This is a genomic window from Candidatus Symbiopectobacterium sp. NZEC135, from assembly GCF_025962695.1.
On the sequence record NZ_JAGFPF010000035.1, the window covers coordinates 26,584 to 45,401 of the forward strand.

An 18,818-nucleotide genomic window follows, 5' to 3' on the forward strand; every position below is an offset into this window, starting at 1 on the left:
TCAAAAGAACACCAGATAGACAACGCCCGCCACGAAGAAGCGGTAAATCGCGAACGGGACAAACGAGATACGTTTGATCAGTTTCAGGAAGGTTTTGATAGCGACCAGTGCAACCAGAAACGCGGTGATAAAGCCCACGGCGAACATCGGCACATCGGCCAGTGACAGGAAATGCCAGCTTTTGTACAGATCCAGCACCGTCGCCCCCATCATCATTGGCACCGCCAAAATAAAGGAGAACTCAGAGGCGGCGTAACGGCTGACACCTACCAGCATCCCGCCGGAAATGGTCGCACCCGAACGGGAGAACCCCGGCCACAGCGCCAGACATTGGAAACAGCCAATCATAAATGCCTGACGATAGGTAATATCATCCAGCCCGCTGGCACGCGGCGTCTTCGGCTTCAGCCATTCCGCCGCCAGCAGCAGGAAACCGCCAACAATCAGGGCATACATCACGTTCTGCGGGGTAAACAGTGATTTGATGGTGCTGTGAAACACCAGCCCCAACACCACAGCCGGGATCATCGCCAGCAGAATGTGCCCCAGCTTCAGACGATCTTTACCGCGTCCTTCATGGGGTACGGCACCAAAGTGGATACCGATCAGCCCAAACAGACGACGCCAAAACATCACGACGACCGCCAGAATAGAGCCCAATTGGATAATGACTTCAAAGGTTTTCGCCTTCTCATCATCAAACCCTAACCAACTGCCAACAATAATCATGTGCCCGGTCGATGACACGGGCAAAAACTCCGTTAACCCTTCAACAACCCCAAGAATAAATGCCACCACCAGCGTGTGGAGATCTGCCATACTCGCGCCCTGCCTTTCCGAACCGAAATAAAAGAAGCACCCATAAAAAAAGTGGCTACGCTGCCCGCGTGTGCCACTTTAAACACCATCACAGTAGACTAAAAAACGGGATGTTAGTTTCACTGACAAAAAAGATTCATAAAAAAAACCATCTGTGCAAACCCGTGCGCCTTTATCGTGTGCCGCGCTCAATCACTACGCCCACCTGGCGCGCCTGCGCGACGGCACCCGGCTTGCTCACTTTGATACGCAGCCAGGGAATGGCAAAGCGCTGCATCAGCAATTGCGCCACTTCTTCCGCCACCCGCTCGACCAGCGCAAACGGCTGACTGGAGACATGGGCAATCACCGCGTCACTGACATCGGCATAGCTGAGGCAGTCGTTGACATCGTCGCTTGCAGCAGCCTTACGGTTATCCCAGCCCATTTCGATATCGAGCACCAGCTTTTGCGAAATGGTTTGTTCCCAATCGTAAACGCCGATAGTGGCAATCACGGTAAGTTCTTCTATAAATACAATATCCATCACGTCATTCTCTGTTTTTGGCGCTGTTTGGTATCACTTCCGCCGGAATATGCGTATTATCCACGGATGGCAACTGTAAAACGACCTTTATTCAACGGAACCGCGTTATGAGTGCTACCGCGCTTGGCATGATAATTTTCGCGTATCTGTGCGGCTCCATCTCCAGTGCGATTCTGGTGTGCCGCATCGCGGGTCTGCCCGATCCACGCCAGCATGGTTCAGGAAATCCCGGCGCGACGAATGTATTACGTATCGGTGGCAAAGCCGCCGCCGCTACCGTATTGGTGTTTGACGTGCTGAAAGGCATGTTACCGGTCTGGGGCGCTTATGCGCTTGGCGTTACTCCGCTTTATCTTGGTATTACCGCGATTGCCGCCTGTTTGGGCCATATCTATCCGGTATTTTTCCGTTTTCGCGGCGGGAAAGGCGTGGCAACGGCGTTTGGCGCCATCGCGCCTGTCGGCTGGGATCTGACCGGTGTGATGACCGTCACCTGGCTGCTTACCGTACTGCTTAGCGGCTATTCTTCCCTTGGTGCCATCGTGAGTGCGCTGATCGCGCCCTTTTATGTGTGGTGGTTTAAACCCCAGTTCACCTTTCCGGTAGCCATGCTCTCTTGCCTGATCCTGATGCGGCATCACGACAATATTCAACGTCTGTGGCGCGGGCAGGAAAGCAAGATTTGGAAGCGCCGTAGCAAAGAAGAAACCCCGCCACACGATGACGCTGACTAAACGCCACTGAGATTGAAAAACCGCAGCACTTTACCAATGGGTTGGCTATAATGTCCGCCACTCCATTTCTGACGTTAGAAAAAAGGAAACAGACATGAGTTTGATCAACGTCCCGGCGGGCAAATCACTGCCGGATGATATCTATGTAGTCATTGAGATCCCGGCCAACGCTGACCCCATCAAATACGAAGTCGATAAAGAAACCGGTGCCCTGTTTGTAGACCGTTTCATGGCAACTGCCATGTTCTATCCGTGCAACTACGGTTACATCAACAACACCCTGTCTCTGGACGGTGACCCGGTTGACGTGCTGGTGCCGACTCCGTATCCGCTGCAACCCGGCTCAGTGATCCGCTGCCGTCCGGTTGGCGTGCTGAAAATGACCGACGAATCCGGTGAAGATGCCAAAGTGGTTGCCGTGCCGCACACCAAACTGAGCAAAGAATACGATCACATCAACGATGTGAACGACCTGCCGGAACTGCTGCGCGGCCAAATCGCCCACTTCTTCGAGCAATACAAAGCGCTGGAAAAAGGCAAATGGGTGAAAGTAGAAGGTTGGGAAAACGTAGACGCGGCCAAAGCCGAGATCGTTGCCTCCTTCGAACGCGCGAAAAAATAAGCGTAGCGCACGGCGCAACGTATCTAACGGCGGGGATCTCCTCGCCGTTTTCTTTTCAGCAATCCTCATGCATCGCGCTGCCGTTCGCGGCTCCAGTAGGCCATAAACGTGATGATATCGCGTGGCACCTGACGTTCACCGGATAAGTAACGCCGCAGGTTTTTCACCACCGAAGACTCCGCCGCCACCCAGCCAAAGAACTGACCGTGCGTCTGACTGGCCGACTCCCACAGCAACTCACCTTCTGCCACTTCATGCAATTCGGTCGTCTCTGCTTCCGCGCGTATATCCGGCAAACGCACATGCGTTCGCACGCTGTGCAGCAGTCGTTCACCGTAAGAGGCACCCTGCGGCTTACGCGGCAGCCAGTGTACCTCGGCAAAGGTAAAGGCACTCATATCCACACAGTCGGCCTCCAGCGGCACTTCGATAAACGCCTGCACCTGCACGGGATGCGACTGCTGCGCCAACTGTTCCAGAATGCCCTTGATAGCAGGCAATGCCGTTTCATCGCCAATTAACAAGGCATGGGCCATTTCCGCGGGTGGCAACCACTCATAGCCGCCGCTATCGCCCTCATACTCCCCGACGCACGGTGCAACAATGCGCAATGCATCCCCCGGTTGCGCCTGTATTGCCCAGGCAGACGCTGGCCCTTCGGTGCCATGAACCACAAACTCTACCGCCATTTCACCGTTAGCCGCATCTACCTCGCGCAGAGTATAAGTGCGCATCACCGGCCGCTGCGCCTTGGGCAGCGCCAGCCACTGACGATACCACTCATCACTGTCCGGCAAATCGGGGTAAACGCCCTCGGCAGGTGGGAGCAACAGCTTGATGCGTTGATCCGGCGCATCCATTTTCATCTGACGTACCGATTCGCCGGAGAACACGCAGCGCATCAGGGAAGGGGTCAGGTAAGTCTTATACGCCAGAACAACGTTAAAAATGCGGTACTTCTGTTTATCTGCCATGACCTTTCTCATCGTATCCCGCAGGGGCAGCCAGAATGGCCCTTCGTCGTCCTCAGAGGACGGGTTACCTTAGCATTCGACATTGATAATGAGAAGCATTATTGCCTTAATGGATATTTATCGACGGTTCACCACGATAAAATCGTTTTATCAGGAACGAGTCGAAATGACAGACGTGAAATATCAATCTCATTCAATCGATTAATATCACTAGCATGTCAATGATATGCTGCATTTTAAATACATTAATTTAAGAACAACTATTTATTTACACATGATTATAAAAGAAACCATTAAAGCCAAAAACATTAGCCACATTGACAATTAGTGTGACTCAGATGCAAAAAATAACAAATACCCGACATTGATTTAAAAAAAACATCATTTATTAACTTCCAGCGCTACCCTTTTAAAATGGATGGCAAAAAATGGACTTAGTATCGAAAGCCTGATCATTATCATCGTATGAGTGCATTAAAAAACCTAGGCCCATCACTAAATTATTAGAGGAAATTATTTATGCATTACAACACCCCCCCCGTAAAAGGCACATTATACCTTGAGTTAAAAACTATCCCTAACAAAGGAAATATTGTTAGTATAAGCATAGCATTTTCGCCCAATATATTACCATTCACAGCAAAAACAGAGGGTAATTTTTCACATTTTAACCCAGAGTTTAATGTTGGTGATATTTATACTGGCGCTGTAAACGTGCTTGCTAATTTTGATTTTTCAGAACATTTACCTACAAGTTGCACAGCCACAATTATCGAAGGATCTTTACAAATTCGATATTACTCTTTCCCGGAATCAACAGAACTAATTGGTTATTTAAACTCAATATCCGATTTCATGAAAACGGCTCCCTCTAACGTTTGCTTGCCAAACGTTATCAGCAACCGCATGGATATTATATGGTTAGAAAATAATGTACTCCCTTAGAAAATAAGGGCATTAAATTATGCACAAACACCACTGAAACAGAGCATTCTTTAATAAACATATTTTTTCAAAACGAAATAATATCATAAAATAATGAGGAATCCAAAATGTCAATAATAAATTACATTTCAGGAAATGCATTACTAAAAGTAGACACTACTATTGAAAATCAACATACAGTTTTCCTGAGCATTGACTTTAGCAACCAACTGGGTGTTATATATCAATTAAATTCCACAAACGCACAAATAACACCGCCGCCAATATCGCCCTCCAACCACATATATACCAGTACAGAAGCAGTGCTATACCCTAATGACATTAATATAACACCAAGATTTGCAGAAGCTATCATTAGAAATGGCTCAATGCAAATGCAATTATTCGAAACAGCAACATCCACTGGAATAATCAGTGTAATTGCATCTACTGTTCCATTTTCCTGGGGGAGCATTCCAATGCCAGAGAGCATTGTTATTCCACGAACCAATCTTATTTAAAAAATAACAGATATGCCAAAAGGAATTTGATAAAAATATTAATCGTCAAATTCCTTTTTCATCCTATTAATTATAGATAATGATAGAACATTATGTCTCTCACATTATATTCTGTGTTTGTAAGCATAAATCAGCCGTATTTCTTTCTGATAACTCATTCTCGTCCAATGAATCCAACGTCATAGTTTTATCTATTTATTGAGCGTCTAAATGCAGGGTAAACGCCTTCGGCGGGAGGAAGAAGCAGCTTGATACGTTGATCCGGCGCATCCATTTTCATCTGACGTACCGATTCGCCGGAGAACACGCAGCGTATCAGGGAAGGGGTCAGGTAAGTCTTACGCGCCAACACCAATCGAAAATACGGTATTTCTGTTTTTCTACCTTGGCCTTTCTCTTCTCATCCAGCTGGGGCGGACAGCATGGCCTCATGTCAGGCCCAAAGTAGGGTTGCCTTAGCATTCAGAGTTGATAATGAGAAACACTATTGTTAATGAATGAAGAAATGAAGAAACACAGTGTGAGATAAAAGAAGTAAACCGTAACCGACCTCACGTCGGTTACGGTTTGATTTACAGATGACGCTGTACTTATAGCTCGCGCGTCAACCAATCGCCATTGTCGATACGCGGCAACCCGGTTACCGAGTGTTGATACAGATAGATCCACGCACTGCCGAGCGGGGTGTTGATCAACTCGCGCTTATAGTCGTGACCATCACGCTTTAGTGCATCGAGTTCCGTCAGAATGGATGAGCTTATGCGATAAACTTCGCAAAAAATTTCCCCCTCCCCGACTACCACCGCCGGATAATGGCCAAGGTCATACATCTCGTAACCACCGAGCTGACAATCCCCTAGCCACTGTGCGTTCGTCATCCAGTGACTGTTTCCCTGTTTGCGTCGTAAACTGCCATAAACAATAATTCGCATCGCTAAAACTCGAACTGATAGAGCACATTCAGTGCCTGATCGAGACCAGACACCGCTTCCAAATAGAGTCTTGGCATTAACCGATAACGCAACGTCAACGTTGCTAAAGAGTCAAATATGCCAATGCCGTATCTGACCTGAAGGCCGGGTAGGACGTAACCGCTGACCACAACCTGAGAGTCGTCGCCAGCGCCCTGTGTATCCAGAGCTAAATCACTTACACCAAAGGCCTCGCCGATTTTACCCACAACTTGACCACTTTGCGCAACCCCTAACCCTACTAAGGCCGAGGTCATCATATTACTGTCTGATCCGGTGCTGTCCAGTCCTTGTCCACGCAACAGGTAAGATAATGCTTCTTGTTGCGATAATGAGGGGGTCGAAAATACTTCAATGTGCGGCGCACTGGCTGCACCGGTGATACGCACACCCGCCGTCACACCATCCGCCGTATTATCAGGATTGCGCACCGCCTCGATGTTCAAATTCGGTTCGGCGGGCGGTCCGGAGAACACCAAAATGCCCTTCTGCACGATCAAATCCTGCCCGTAGGCCTTAAAACGCCCGGTAGGAATATTGATTTGCCCGTTCAACCCCAAACCGCGCTCGTCCTGCACCATTTTCAGATCGCCCTGCAAACTGGCGCGCAGGCCAAAGGCATCAAGGCGTACATCATCACCCACGCGAATGGTCAGGTTGCTGTTGATGGGGATTGCAGCGCTGGTGCGGGCGATCGGTTGGCGTTGTTCATCCAACAGCACTTCATCCGAGGAGACATCCACCGCATTTTCCGGCATCTGTTGTACGGTAATACGCGCCCACGGCACCCTGACTGAACCATTGAGCGTAAAGAGTTGCGGCGTGGCTTCAAACTCAATATCTGGGGAAACATCAAGCCGCACCGTCGGCGGCAACGTCACCCTTACCCTGTCGCCCTTCGCCGCAATGCGTGCCCGCCATGCTTCCGGCTGATGCCAATCCGCATCACCATTAAGATTAAGCTGCCCCTGCGTGGTTTTCAGAAAACCCTGTAGCGTAGAGCTCATGCCATTGAAGTTCACCGCCAAACGGCCATCGGTCAGATCAACCGGCATCCAGTGACCGTCGATGTCCAACCCTTCGAGCGCCAGTTGTCCGTTTAACTGCGGCTGGCGCACATTACCGCCAACGCGCAACGCGCCGTTCAGCATGCCCGCCGCTTTTTCCCCCCGGCTTAACGCCGGATTCAGCAGCGCAAGGGAGATGTTATCGATGCCGATATCGCCCCCCAGTTGGCGTTTCCCCTGCGGGTCTGTCACCTGAATATCACCGCGGAACTGGCCGTTATTGTGGATGGCGATGCGCCATCCCAGCGTCGCACGACCGCGATCGACGCCCGCATTCAGCGTAAAAGTATCAAAATCGACAGGCAATGTGTTGCCGTTCATCTTCTGGCGCAGTGCAATCTTGTTCCCGGTGAGTGCGATTTTTGCCTGCGGCAATCCACCTCCCGGCTGCCAGGCCACGTCAGCACGGCCGGTAAATACGCCGCTCAGCGCAGTGTCTGCCCCCAAAAACGGTTCCAGCATCTTCAAATCAAAACGGTTTAACACCACGCTGGCTTGTCCGCTGGGGCCAATATCGACGGCTCGCGGCACGCACAGCTCCACATTCGAGTTTTGCCAACAGTGTGCACCGAGCGTGATGCGCGCCAGCGCTTGCTGATAATCCAGCGACAGTGAGGGCGACAAACGCCATTCCCCCACAGGCGTAGTGAACTGAGTTTGATCCAGCGTACCGCGCCAGCGCTGCTGTGCTCTGTCAAAGTGCCCAGTTAGCGTCAACTGCCCGGCGACCGGTTCACCTTCCACGCTCAATCGCAGCTGATGCTGCTGCTCGTTGCCCTGCGCATTCAGTGTCAGCAGAGAAACCTTCAGCCCTTCCTGTTGCAATTGCTCTACGCGCAACGCCATTCGGCCATTGATTTGTGCATCCGAGCGCACATCGCTTTCCAGCGTCAGGCGATTGATCGATAAGCCCTGCCAGCGCAGTCCCGTGGCGTTGAGATCCGCCAACAGTTGCGGTGCAGTGTGGTTACCGCGCAGCCGCACCGTACCAGCAACACGACCCGCCAGCCCCGGCAACGCGCCGTTTAGCGCAGGGGCATCAATGACGCCGTCCAGTTGCCATTGCTGACCTAAATCGCCTTTAACATCAAGCTGGTTACGCCCCAACGCCAGATTGATGCCGGGAATGTGCCACTGGCCAGCGGCATTGCCGTTCAACGCGCCTTGCGCCGTCAGTTTGTTTTGCTTGATATTGCCGTTCAGGCGCAGTTCTGTCACCGCCACCTGCCAGTTACCGCCGTAGAAACTGCCGCGCGTACTGATCTTGCCGTCAATGCGCGCAGGCCATTCCGGCCATTGCTTCGCCGTGTTAATGCCATCCAGCACCAGTTCGCTGCGCCAACTGATGGCCTTGCTCCAGTCCACCAGTGCGCGCAATTCAGTGGTGCCTTGCAACGCAGAGAGGCGTAGCGGGCTTATATCAAACTGCTGCACATTGCCCGTGCCTTCCAGCGCCAGCGTAGCGGGCGGCACGGCGCTACCGCGAATATCACCGTTGATCTTCAAGGCATAATCCGTGGCCTTCCCGGTGAGACTTAACGCCAGATTATTCACCTGATACTCCGCCTCTCCCGTTAACGGCCAGGCAAGGCGCTCGGATTGCACAGTCAGCGCCAAGGGCAGTTCTGGCTGGGCCAACTGCGCTTTCAGGGTGAGCAGCGCACGCTGCGGCCCGGACAGATTAAGCGTGGTGTTCAGCCAGTCATACAGGCTGCCCTCCACCGTCAGTTTGATCTTCTCGCCTTTCAACGGCGCGGTATTCACCACCCCGTTCAGAACAAAAGACAGCGACCAGTTATCGCTGAGCGTGGCTTCGCCCGCCGCGTGCAGGGCACCTTGCGGCGACTGAATTGCCAGCTTCTCCAATTGGATATGCTGCTGTTGAGTGGCGACTTTCAGTTGCAACGTGGTGATGGTGATCTCCTGGTCACCCGTCAGCCGGAGTTGTTCCCCGCGCAAATCGCTGATGTCGATATCAAGCGGCAGCGTGAATTCGGGCAGCGCTGGCAACAGCGGCTTGGCAAACAGCGCCTGTAGCTGCTCGCCCAAGGCGGGGGGTATCGCCACTTTTTCCGGTGCGGATGGCGCTGCTTCAGGTTGCGGCGCGACGGCAGCCTGCGCCGTGGCGGAGGCGATAGCACCCACTTCCGATGCGGTGACTTTGCCATCTTCGGTAGCTGCCAACGTACTTTCCGCGACTGTCGCTGCCGGTTTGGTTTTCGGCAATGCTATCAACAGCGCATTGATTTGCGTTGGCAGCAAGCTCAACGCACGTCCTTCCCAGTGCATACCGGTGTGCAGTTCGCCCAGCGAGACCGCCGTATCATCCAGCGTGACGCGGATATTATTGAGCGTCAGTTGGCTAAGACGTATCGGGAACGGTGCCGTCAGTTCGCCCATCGGATCGCTAGGGGCTGGCGTCTGCGCAGGCGGCGGCATCGCGCTGCTGTCGATGACGACATCAACATCGCGTAGAGCAATATTATTGATGCAAATCTGACTGCGCGTCAGGCAGCCCAGTTCCAGTGCGAGGTGCAGTTCACCGGCGTTGAGTGTGATACCCGGCGTTTGGTAACCGACACCGCGCAGTGTCAAATCGCGCCAACCGCCTTGCACCTCGGCGATCTCCAACCCCGGTACCCAGCGCGCCGCGCCATTAAGCAGCAGGTGCAACCCCGGCGTAGTAAACAGTAATCCCGCCAGTGTAATGAGCAACAGCAGCAGAAATGCGATGGCCCCAATGGCTATTTTCTTTATCAGGCTCATAGCTCAGGCCCCAAACCAATGTAGAACTGGAGATCGTTACGTTTCTCGGAATCATTAACCGGAACGGCAAAATCGAATTTGACCGGCCCCACTGGCGAGGCCCAGCGGATCCCGACCCCAGCACCGGTTTTCAGGTCGTTGATCTTGAGATCGTTTACCGCATCACCGGTATCGACAAACACGGCTCCCCACCAGCGTCCGGTAAAGTTGTACTGGTATTCCAGAGAACCGGTCAGCAATTTTGACGCACCGGTCAGTTTGCCTTCGTCATCGCGCGGTGAGATGGAGCGGAACTTATAGCCGCGAATACTGCGATCGCCTCCGGCGAAGAAACGCAGCGACGGCGGCACGCGGGAAAAACTGTTGGTTTCAATCCAGCCGACGTTGCCACGCGCCACAAAGCGGTGTTTATCCTCCAGCGTGCGGATCCAGACGTTCTGCGCCTGTATCACGGCAAAATCGATATCCGAGCCCCAAGTGGTATCAGAGATATCCAGCGAATAACGTTGAGAATCACCCCAGGTAGGCATGGTCCCGCCGCGCTGCCGCGTGCGGTTCAGCGTCAGGCCGGGATAGAGCAGCATGGTGGTATCGGTGACACTGCCCTGAGTAAAGTGATCGAGACTCCAGCGCAGGTTGATAGAGCGCTGCCAACCGCGATTAAGCGTCCAGAAGCGCGCCACGTTGAGCATGGTGCCGTCTGATTGGGTGTCATTCAGGTCTTCGCGTTTAAAACCGGCTTGCAACAAGTAGAACTGCTCCAGCGGGCTTCTCAGCAAGGGGATTTTGTAACTGAAATCCAGCGACTGCTCCGGTGCTGAAACGCTCAGACTGCTTTCCAGACTGTGTCCGCGATCGTTGATCCACGGCCTGCGCCACGTGGTCTGAAAGCGCGGCCCCACGTCTGTGGAGAAACCGACCCCGGTTTCCAGCAAATTGCGCGCACGCGGTGTGACAACCGCATCCAGCGGCAACATTTTATCAGTTTTCCCCGCCGCGAAATTGGGCGAGACCACCGCCGACGTGAACCATCCGGTAGCGGACAAACGTCGGTTAAATTCACCCAGATCTTCACTGGTATACTCATCGCCACGCTTAAACGGGATCAAATTGCGCAGATAAGCTTCATCGATTTGGCTGCCCTGAAAGTGCACGTCGCCGAAACGGTAACGGGTGCCGCCGTCATAATCGATATCCCAGAACGCTTCCCGCGTTTCGCGGATCACACCCAACTGGCTTTTATCGTAGTGCGCATCAAAATAGCCTTTACGCAGCGCAAGGTTATTTAATGAACGTTTGAAATCATCATAGTCGCCGTGGTTCAGCACGCTGCCGATCGCAGGCAGGCTGCGGCGGCGCAGTTGGAGGAAATCGCTGTCACTGCTGGCATCGCCCCGCAGCAGAACGTCGGTGCCCGCGATTTTTACCGGTTCGCCGGGCGTCACCGTCACCAACAGCAGTGGGCGTCCACCGTTTTCTGCCGGGCGGTATTCAAAATTGATTTGTGGATCGTAATACCCCAGCGCCCGCAATCCGCGCCGAATCGCATCATCAACCCGGGCACGAAAGCGCCCGTCGGCACTCACTTCATCAGGGCCGATGGTCGATAACCGCGCACGCACGTTGCGCTGCAAATCCCCTTCCAATCCAAGCACTTGCAAACGCACGTTCGCTGCATAGGACGATGCAGTTGCCAGTAAGCACACCAAAAACAAAGTACGGTATCGTGACACGCCAACTCCCCACGTTCGTTTATATTGTTCTACACAGGCGTGTGTTCAAAATCAGGTAAAAACAATCCCACTTAACATCCTCATCTACACCTACTCTAAAGTGTAATGAGTAATTTCAAAAATGCAGGTTACGCAACACCTTAACCTTAAACGGGCTTGAACCATAAAGACAGCGTGAACTTTCTTAGTTATTCTGTTACCTATGAATAACATGGATTATCGTGGGAGTAACAACGTGGTACAGCACAGTGATAAAAACCAACGTATCCGTCAATCAGAAGCGCTGCCAGGGCGAGGCACGCCGATGCCGCTGGCACGCCTGAACGTTGTCAGCCAACACTCCATGACGCATGTACCTGATAATATGGACGTTGCGCTGTTCGCCATGGGCTGTTTTTGGGGCGTAGAACGTTTGTTCTGGCAGCAGGCGGGCGTATACAGCACCGCAGCAGGCTACACAGGAGGCTTTACGCCCAATCCCACCTACCGTGAAGTCTGTAGCGGGCTAACCGACCACGCCGAAGTGGTGCGCATCGTCTACGATCCGGCCGTCATCAGCTACGATCGTCTGTTACAACTGTTTTGGGAAAATCACGATCCGGCGCAGGGCATGCGTCAGGGTAACGATCTCGGCACGCAGTATCGCTCAGCCATCTACACGCTCACCGCAGAACAGATGGCGTTGGCGAAGGCCAGTCTGGCGCGTTTTCAACACGCCATGCACACCAGCGGTGATGCACGCACCATCAGCACAGAAATCGTTCCGGCGGGCACGTTTTATTACGCTGAAGATGAACACCAGCAATACCTGCACAAGAACCCCGGCGGCTATTGCGGATTGGCGGGCATCGGCCTGTGTTTACCCCCCAACGCCTGATATATTGTTCATATTTTACGCCATGCTTGCCAAATGGCCCATCAACACCGTTATAATGCTTACGCCGCCTGACATCCGTATGGCGGCGTTATTCATTCTGTCATCTATACCCGTCATACTTCGAGTTGCAGGTGTGTTGGCTGCGCTCAGTCACCCGAATCACTTACTTGAGTAAGTTCATCGGGATTCCTTCACTTGCCGCCTTCCTGCAACTCGAATTATTTAGGATATAATGCGGCTATGACTATTCATGCATTCATGACCTTCCTGAGGATCTGGCCACGACGGCCGGAAAACATATGTTAAACAGTTTATTACTGATAGTTCTTCTGATCGCGCTCAGTGCGTTTTTCTCGTTGTCCGAAATATCACTGGCCGCTTCACGCAAAATCAAACTTAAACAGATGGCCGATGAGGGCAATCTCAACGCCGCTATGGTGCTAAAGCTCCAGGAAACGCCCGGTATCTTTTTTACCGTTATCCAAATCGGTATTAACGCCGTGGCTATTCTGGCCGGTATCATCGGCGATCAAGCGTTCTCCCCCTATTTCACCGTATTTTTCCAACGCTTTATGACGCCAGAAATGGCCGATTCCGTCAGTTTTGCCTGTTCCTTTGTGCTGGTCACCAGCCTGTTTATTCTGCTAGGCGATTTAACGCCGAAACGCATTGGCATGACGACACCGGAAGCCGTTGCTATCCGGATTATCAATCCTATGCGCTTCTGCCTGTTCTTTTTCCGTCCGTTGGTGTGGTTTTTTAACGGCCTGTCGAACGTGATCTTCCGTTTGCTCAAACTGCCAATGGTACGCAACGACGACATCACCTCCGATGACATTTACGCGGTGGTAGAAGCCGGGGCGCTGGCAGGCGTGCTGCGTAAGCAAGAGCATGAGTTGATTGAAAACGTCTTTGAGCTGGAATCACGCACGGTGCCCTCATCGATGACATCGCGGGAAAGCGTGGTGTTTTTCGATCTGCACGAAGACGAAGCGCAAATCAAAGAGAAGATTGCCCAGCAGCCGCACTCCAAGTTTCTGGTGTGCAACGGCAACATCGATCAGATCGTCGGTTATGTTGACTCCAAAGATCTGCTTAATCGCGTGTTGGGCAACCAGAGTCTGGCGCTTAACGGCGGCATTCAAATCCGCACCGCACTGATCGTGCCCGATACGCTGACACTCTCGGAAGCGCTGGAAAGCTTTAAAGCAGCGGGCGAAGATTTCGCGGTGATCCTCAACGAATATGCGCTGGTGGTCGGCATTATCACTCTGAACGATGTAATGACCACGCTGATGGGCGATCTGGTGGGTCAGGGCATGGAAGAACAGATTGTGGCGCGTGATGAAAATTCGTGGCTGATTGATGGCGGCACGCCGATTGAGGACGTGATGCGTGCGCTGGATATTGACGATTTTCCCCATTCGGACAATTACGAAACCATCGGCGGCTTTATGATGTATACGTTGCGCAAGATTCCGAAACGCACCGATTATGTCCGCTTTGCAGGCTATAAATTTGAAGTGGTGGATATCGACAGCTACAAGATTGACCAGTTACTGGTCACCCGTCTTGAAGAGAAGAACACGACGTCAACGGCCATCGCCGATACAGAACCCGCGGCAGAACCCAAAAATTAGCCCTGGACCGGTGCCAGTCTGAACCGCTGGCCCATTGCTGCTGCCCATCACTGGCGGCAGCAGCGTTCCGTTTGAACCGTTAGCCCATGTCGGCTTGCAGCCGCAGCACCTGACGGTTCACCTCAGACATCACCAGCAAATGCTGTTTGTCTTGGGTTTTCGGCAATAATATTTTGCCGTAATCAAACTCGAAAGCACCGATGCCTCTGATATACAACCGGCCACGAAACAGCGTTTTCACGTACTTCGCAACTTTTAACGGGTTGTAACGTTCGAAGATCCGCATTGTATCTCTCCTCCCGTTTTCATTTTTCTCTCGGCCCCACGCTGGGGTATAAAGTAACGCGTTAATAGAACGCCTAACTATTAGTGTCGCCAGATGGCATTTAGTTCAACACAAAAAAACAGCATAATTCACGGGGTTTTCAGACTGTTATAAGATAATTCCGTTATCGATCAGCATAGTTTTATTTTTTACCTTTGCGTAACAAAAATTGTGAACCTTGGTCACATTTTAGACAGGACAGACCAGATATCCTCCTCTACGCTTAAGCAACGGTTTCGCGTAACCTTCGCTGCTCTCAACCAGAGGACACATTATGACTGCCTGCCACACCTCGACGCTGCGTCTGCGAATAGCCCTGTTTAGCCTGTGTACCCTGCTGGCTCTGCCCTGTATGGCGCACAACCTCACGCTCAACAGTACCTTGCCCCCCACCGGCGTTGCCGATAAAGGGGAGCTGATGTATCAAAACCAACAGTTTAGTTACCAGAACTGGAACAGCGCACAGCTCGTGGGAAAGGTGCGCGTCATCCAGCATATTGCAGGTAGAACATCAGCTAAAGAAATGAACGATCCGCTGATCAGTGCCATCAAAGCCGCTAATCTAGCGCGGGAATATTACCAAACGACGACAATCGTCAATACCGACGACGCCATCATCGGTACTGGCCCGTTTGTTCGCAGCAGTCTTGAAGAGAGTAAAAAAACCTTTCCCTGGTCGCAGTTTATCGTCGACAGCAATGGCAACGTGCGCAAAGCCTGGCAGCTAGAGCAGAAAAGTTCAGCGATCGTGGTGCTCGATAAGCGCGGGCAGGTACGCTATGTCAAAGACGGGGCGCTGAGTGCGCAAGACGTGCAGCAAGTGATGAACCTGCTGCCACAATTGTTGAAAGAATAACGCTCGACAGAGAGAACAGGCGAGGACGATCGCCTTACCACGCCTGTCTCGCTTACCTCGCTGCGCACATCAAAACAACGACACGCGAAACCCAGGGTTGAGGAAGGATTCACGCGGCACATAATTGAGGGTTTTGCCCTGCCAGTCATGCACCTGTGCACCCGCAGCCGCAGCGACAGCGTGCCCGGCGGCAGTGTCCCACACGTTGGTCGGCCCGAAACGCGGATACAGTTGGGCCTTGCCTTCCGCCACCAGACAAAATTTGAGTGAAGATCCAATCGCTACCGTCTGGTGTTCACCAAGCTGAAGCAAATAGTCTTTTAACTCTGCGTCCAGATGAGAACGGCTCACCACCACCAGCGGCGGATGCGCATGGTTAACACGGATCAAACGGCGCACGCCGTCCACCTCTTTCCACGCTTTCCCTCCCGATGCCGCGTACATGACACCGGTAACCGGCACATACACCACGCCTAGCACCGGCGCGCCATTTTCAATCAGCGCGATATTCACGGTGAACTCGCCGTTACGGTTAAGAAACTCTTTGGTGCCATCCAGCGGGTCTACCAACCAGTAGCGCTGCCAGTGCTGACGGACTTCCCAGGCTGGCGGATCTTCTTCCGACAGCAAGGGAATATCGGCAAACATCTGCGCCAATCCCTGCTTGATGATGTGATGCGCCGCCAAATCCGCGGCGGTCACCGGAGACGCATCTTTCTTATGCGCGACATCGACGGGGCGTTCGCCATCATACACCTGCATGATGGCGGCACCGGCGTCGCGCGCCAACTGGCAAATTTGTTCCAACATAATGAACCTCGTCTTTCTGGCCCCACTGTGTATACCCTAAATAATTCGAGTTACATGAAGGCGGCAAGAGAATGAATCCCGATGAGCTTACTCAAGTAAGTGATTCGGGTGAATGAGCGTAGCCAACGCACAGGTAGCTTGAAGTATGACGGGTATGCCCTATTCTTTGTCAAAAGAGTGAGATGCGCCACTGACCTGTCATGATTCTATGCCAATTTACTCCCTTTGGTAGGATACTTTACGAGTATCAAATCCAAGTGCAACGCCAACATGAAGGAGTCAGGCAATATGAAGCACGCGCTCGCGCCAGGTTTAGTGGCCCTGTTTGTTACCACCACACTGCACGCCGCCACCGTCGATCTGCGCATTTTGGAAACTACCGATCTGCACAGCAATATGATGGATTTTGATTATTACAAAGATACCCCCACCGATAAATTCGGTCTGGTACGCACCGCCAGCTTGATTCATGGCGCGCGTCAGGAGGCCACCAACAGCGTTCTGGTGGATAACGGCGACCTGATCCAGGGCAGCCCGTTGGGCGATTACATGGCTGCCAAGGGGCTGCAACAGGGAGAGGTGCACCCGGTTTATCTCGCCATGAACCGGCTCGACTATGCAGTCGGCAACATCGGTAACCATGAGTTCAACTACGGTCTGGATTATCTGCACAAAGCGCTGTCCGGTGCCGCTTTCCCGTACGTAAACGCCAACGTGCTCGATGCGAAAACCGGCAAACCACTGTTCACGCCTTATCTGATCAAGGACACGCCGGTAAAAGATCGCGATGGCAAAACCCATACGTTGCGCATCGGCTATATCGGTTTTGTACCACCGCAAATCATGGTGTGGGATAAAGCCAACCTGAGCGGCAAAGTGACCGTGGCCGACATAACCGAAACCGCGAAGAAGTGGGTGCCCGAAATGCGCCAGAAAGGTGCGGATATTGTGGTTGCCATCCCCCACTCCGGCCTTTCTGGCGAGCCGTACAAGGCCATGGCAGAGAACTCGGTGTACTACCTGAGCCAGATACCGGGCATCAATGCCATTCTGTTCGGTCATGCTCACGCCGTGTTCCCCAGCAAAGATTTTGCCGCTATTCCCAGCAGTGATATCGCACAGGGCACCTTGAACGGTGTTCCTGCCGTGATGCCCGGCCAATGGGGCGATCATCTCGGCATTGTCGATCTCGTGGTCAACAATGACAGCGGCCAATGGCAGGTGACGCAGGGGAAAGCCCAAGCGCGCCCTATTTTCGACAAAGCCCAAAAGCAATCGCGCGCCGACGCAGATAAAGAGTTAGTGAACGTGCTGTCCGACGCGCATCAGCAAACGCGCACCTTTGTCGGTAAACCCATCGGTAAAGCCGCTGACAACATGTACAGCTATTTGTCACTGGTGCAGGATGACCCCACCGTACAGATCGTCAATAACGCGCAGCGCGCCTATGTGCAGCACTTTATTCAGGGCGACCCCGATCTGGCAGATATCCCGGTGCTTTCCGCCGCCGCACCGTTTAAAGCGGGCGGCAGAAAGAACGACCCTAACAGCTATGTGGAAGTGGAAAAGGGTGAGCTGACGTTCCGTAACGCCGCCGATCTCTATCTCTACCCCAACACGCTGGTGGTGGTGAAAGTGAACGGGCAGCAGGTGAAAGAGTGGCTGGAGTGCTCTGCGGGCCAGTTCAATCAAATCGATGTACACAACAAGGCACCGCAATCCCTGATTAACTGGGACGGTTTCCGCACCTATAACTTTGATGTGATTGACGGTGTCAGCTACCAGATCGATGTGACGCAACCCGCCCGTTATGACGGGGAATGCGCGCCGCGTAACCCCAACGCCGAGCGCATCGTTAATTTGACCTATCAGGGCAAACCTATCGATCCTAAGATGACGTTCCTGATCGCCACCAACAACTATCGCGCCTACGGTGAAAAATTTGCCGGAACCGGAGAAAAGTATGTGGCCTTTGCCTCACCTGATGAAAACCGTTCTGTGCTGGCCGCCTATATCAGCGCAGAAACGCAAAAACAGGGTGAGGTGAAACCTCAAGCGGACAACAATTGGCGTTTGGCGCCGATCAAGAGCGACACACCGCTAGATATCCGCGTAGAAACGGCACCTTCTGCGAAGGCCGCGGCGTTTATCAAAGAGAAAGCGCAATATCCGATGACATCTCTCGGCCATGATGACGTGGGCTTTGCGTTATACCGACTCGATCTGCAAAAACAGTAATCGTCTACAGAGCGCCGCTTGATGCGGCGTTCTCTTTTTCCAAACCCCTCCTACTCCTTTCTGGTTATAGCCAACCTTAAAAGATGCATTTAATATACATCTTATCATTTGCACCGTTCAGGGGTCATCTCATGTCTTATCGCGATCGTACTCTCGGGGAACTGGCTATCGCCATTCCTCGCGCTACTGTTCTCTTCCGTGAATACAATCTTGATTTTTGCTGCGGCGGCAAGCAAACGCTGCTACGTGCGGCTAACAAGCTGGAGCTGGATATCGAGGCACTGGAAGCACGCCTGAGCGCTCTGGCGGAGCAGCCTTCAACGGAAACCCACTGGCCCTCAGCACCGCTGGGCGACATCATTCCCCACATCATCCAGCGTTATCACGATCGTCACCGTGAGCAGTTGCCGGAATT

The 18,818-nt window shown here is 52.6% G+C and carries 17 protein-coding genes and 1 pseudogene; 9 read left to right on the forward strand and 9 right to left on the reverse strand.

The genetic code is table 11. The annotated features are described in order from the left end of the window. Both bacA and folB read right to left on the reverse strand, forming a co-directional pair. Window positions 1-819, reverse strand: a complete 819-nt coding sequence (gene bacA / locus J5224_RS16290) for an undecaprenyl-diphosphate phosphatase (protein ID WP_264626368.1) — start codon at window positions 817-819, stop codon at window positions 1-3. Between the two features lie 172 nt (window positions 820-991). Beyond that, window positions 992-1,345, reverse strand: coding sequence for a bifunctional dihydroneopterin aldolase/7,8-dihydroneopterin epimerase (folB, locus tag J5224_RS16295; RefSeq protein ID WP_252320476.1), 354 nt, complete (start codon window positions 1,343-1,345; stop codon window positions 992-994). Between the two features lie 107 nt (window positions 1,346-1,452). Between folB and plsY the strand changes: the two genes are divergently transcribed. Together plsY and ppa are read left to right on the forward strand one after the other, a co-directional pair. Beyond that, window positions 1,453-2,079, forward strand: a complete 627-nt coding sequence (plsY, locus tag J5224_RS16300; protein ID WP_264626369.1) for a glycerol-3-phosphate 1-O-acyltransferase PlsY — start codon at window positions 1,453-1,455, stop codon at window positions 2,077-2,079. A gap of 94 nt (window positions 2,080-2,173) precedes the next feature. After that, on the forward strand, window positions 2,174-2,701 hold the full coding sequence (ppa, locus tag J5224_RS16305; RefSeq protein WP_195312202.1) for an inorganic diphosphatase: 528 nt from the start codon (window positions 2,174-2,176) through the stop codon (window positions 2,699-2,701). Between the two features lie 65 nt (window positions 2,702-2,766). Here ppa and J5224_RS16310 read toward each other — a convergent pair whose 3' ends face one another. Continuing rightward, window positions 2,767-3,675 carry a siderophore-interacting protein gene (locus J5224_RS16310; protein ID WP_264626370.1) on the reverse strand — a complete coding sequence of 303 codons (909 nt, stop codon included), beginning with the start codon at window positions 3,673-3,675 and terminating at the stop codon, window positions 2,767-2,769. Window positions 3,676-4,194: 519 nt separating this feature from the next. On the opposite strand from J5224_RS16310, the gene J5224_RS16315 reads away from it, so the two are divergent. Together J5224_RS16315 and J5224_RS16320 are read left to right on the forward strand one after the other, a co-directional pair. Further along, window positions 4,195-4,620: a hypothetical protein gene (locus tag J5224_RS16315; protein ID WP_264626371.1), complete on the forward strand. Its 426-nt coding sequence runs from the start codon at window positions 4,195-4,197 to the stop codon at window positions 4,618-4,620. Between the two features lie 107 nt (window positions 4,621-4,727). Beyond that, entirely contained in the window at window positions 4,728-5,120 is a 393-nt protein-coding gene (locus J5224_RS16320; RefSeq protein ID WP_264626372.1) for a hypothetical protein, read from the forward strand. 223 nt (window positions 5,121-5,343) lie between these two features. On the opposite strand, the pseudogene J5224_RS16325 reads toward J5224_RS16320, so the two are convergent. From J5224_RS16325 to tamA, 4 genes and pseudogenes are all read right to left on the reverse strand, one after another. After that, a pseudogene (locus J5224_RS16325) lies at window positions 5,344-5,490 on the reverse strand (siderophore-interacting protein); the annotation flags it as partial. A 220-nt stretch (window positions 5,491-5,710) separates the two neighbouring features. Then, a complete protein-coding gene (locus tag J5224_RS16330; RefSeq protein WP_264626373.1) occupies window positions 5,711-6,052 on the reverse strand; it encodes a gamma-glutamylcyclotransferase in 342 nt (113 codons plus the stop codon). Between the two features lie 2 nt (window positions 6,053-6,054). Next, the gene (tamB, locus tag J5224_RS16335; protein WP_264626374.1) at window positions 6,055-9,924 is read right to left on the reverse strand and encodes an autotransporter assembly complex protein TamB; all 3,870 of its coding nucleotides are present in this window, start codon (window positions 9,922-9,924) and stop codon (window positions 6,055-6,057) included. After that, window positions 9,921-11,657: an autotransporter assembly complex protein TamA gene (tamA, locus tag J5224_RS16340; RefSeq protein ID WP_264626375.1), complete on the reverse strand. Its 1,737-nt coding sequence runs from the start codon at window positions 11,655-11,657 to the stop codon at window positions 9,921-9,923. The genes tamB and tamA overlap by 4 nt, the downstream gene beginning before the upstream one ends. Window positions 11,658-11,868: 211 nt before the next feature. Between tamA and msrA the strand changes: the two genes are divergently transcribed. Both msrA and J5224_RS16350 read left to right on the forward strand, forming a co-directional pair. Beyond that, window positions 11,869-12,534 carry a peptide-methionine (S)-S-oxide reductase MsrA gene (msrA, locus tag J5224_RS16345; protein ID WP_264626376.1) on the forward strand — a complete coding sequence of 222 codons (666 nt, stop codon included), beginning with the start codon at window positions 11,869-11,871 and terminating at the stop codon, window positions 12,532-12,534. Window positions 12,535-12,833: 299 nt separating this feature from the next. Continuing rightward, window positions 12,834-14,174 (forward strand): hemolysin family protein, encoded by a 1,341-nt coding sequence (locus J5224_RS16350; RefSeq protein ID WP_264626377.1) that lies wholly within the window; start codon window positions 12,834-12,836, stop codon window positions 14,172-14,174. Between the two features lie 79 nt (window positions 14,175-14,253). Here J5224_RS16350 and J5224_RS16355 read toward each other — a convergent pair whose 3' ends face one another. Continuing rightward, window positions 14,254-14,460 (reverse strand): DUF1107 domain-containing protein, encoded by a 207-nt coding sequence (locus J5224_RS16355; protein WP_222158063.1) that lies wholly within the window; start codon window positions 14,458-14,460, stop codon window positions 14,254-14,256. Window positions 14,461-14,773: 313 nt separating this feature from the next. Between J5224_RS16355 and J5224_RS16360 the strand changes: the two genes are divergently transcribed. Beyond that, entirely contained in the window at window positions 14,774-15,355 is a 582-nt protein-coding gene (locus J5224_RS16360; protein WP_264626378.1) for a YtfJ family protein, read from the forward strand. A 69-nt stretch (window positions 15,356-15,424) separates the two neighbouring features. Here J5224_RS16360 and cysQ read toward each other — a convergent pair whose 3' ends face one another. Next, window positions 15,425-16,165, reverse strand: coding sequence for a 3'(2'),5'-bisphosphate nucleotidase CysQ (gene cysQ / locus J5224_RS16365; RefSeq protein ID WP_222158065.1), 741 nt, complete (start codon window positions 16,163-16,165; stop codon window positions 15,425-15,427). A gap of 288 nt (window positions 16,166-16,453) precedes the next feature. On the opposite strand from cysQ, the gene J5224_RS16370 reads away from it, so the two are divergent. Together J5224_RS16370 and J5224_RS16375 are read left to right on the forward strand one after the other, a co-directional pair. Then, window positions 16,454-18,403 carry a bifunctional 2',3'-cyclic-nucleotide 2'-phosphodiesterase/3'-nucleotidase gene (locus J5224_RS16370; RefSeq protein WP_264626379.1) on the forward strand — a complete coding sequence of 650 codons (1,950 nt, stop codon included), beginning with the start codon at window positions 16,454-16,456 and terminating at the stop codon, window positions 18,401-18,403. A gap of 131 nt (window positions 18,404-18,534) precedes the next feature. Beyond that, the coding region (locus J5224_RS16375) for a DUF542 domain-containing protein (RefSeq protein WP_264626380.1) at window positions 18,535-18,818 on the forward strand (284 nt) is incomplete at its 3' end.

What these genes read in the sequence shown, in the direction of transcription:
- J5224_RS16370 (WP_264626379.1), top strand. Translation starts at nt 16,454, where the DNA reads ATGAAGCACGCGCTCGCGCCAGGTTTAGTGGCCCTGTTTGTTACCACC.
- bacA (WP_264626368.1), bottom strand. Translation starts at nt 819, where the DNA reads ATGGCAGATCTCCACACGCTGGTGGTGGCATTTATTCTTGGGGTTGTT.
- J5224_RS16350 (WP_264626377.1), top strand. Translation starts at nt 12,834, where the DNA reads ATGTTAAACAGTTTATTACTGATAGTTCTTCTGATCGCGCTCAGTGCG.
- cysQ (WP_222158065.1), bottom strand. Translation starts at nt 16,165, where the DNA reads ATGTTGGAACAAATTTGCCAGTTGGCGCGCGACGCCGGTGCCGCCATC.
- plsY (WP_264626369.1), top strand. Translation starts at nt 1,453, where the DNA reads ATGAGTGCTACCGCGCTTGGCATGATAATTTTCGCGTATCTGTGCGGC.
- J5224_RS16315 (WP_264626371.1), top strand. Translation starts at nt 4,195, where the DNA reads ATGCATTACAACACCCCCCCCGTAAAAGGCACATTATACCTTGAGTTA.
- J5224_RS16355 (WP_222158063.1), bottom strand. Translation starts at nt 14,460, where the DNA reads ATGCGGATCTTCGAACGTTACAACCCGTTAAAAGTTGCGAAGTACGTG.
- J5224_RS16330 (WP_264626373.1), bottom strand. Translation starts at nt 6,052, where the DNA reads ATGCGAATTATTGTTTATGGCAGTTTACGACGCAAACAGGGAAACAGT.
- J5224_RS16310 (WP_264626370.1), bottom strand. Translation starts at nt 3,675, where the DNA reads ATGGCAGATAAACAGAAGTACCGCATTTTTAACGTTGTTCTGGCGTAT.
- tamB (WP_264626374.1), bottom strand. Translation starts at nt 9,924, where the DNA reads ATGAGCCTGATAAAGAAAATAGCCATTGGGGCCATCGCATTTCTGCTG.
- J5224_RS16320 (WP_264626372.1), top strand. Translation starts at nt 4,728, where the DNA reads ATGTCAATAATAAATTACATTTCAGGAAATGCATTACTAAAAGTAGAC.
- ppa (WP_195312202.1), top strand. Translation starts at nt 2,174, where the DNA reads ATGAGTTTGATCAACGTCCCGGCGGGCAAATCACTGCCGGATGATATC.
- msrA (WP_264626376.1), top strand. Translation starts at nt 11,869, where the DNA reads ATGGATTATCGTGGGAGTAACAACGTGGTACAGCACAGTGATAAAAAC.
- J5224_RS16360 (WP_264626378.1), top strand. Translation starts at nt 14,774, where the DNA reads ATGACTGCCTGCCACACCTCGACGCTGCGTCTGCGAATAGCCCTGTTT.
- folB (WP_252320476.1), bottom strand. Translation starts at nt 1,345, where the DNA reads ATGGATATTGTATTTATAGAAGAACTTACCGTGATTGCCACTATCGGC.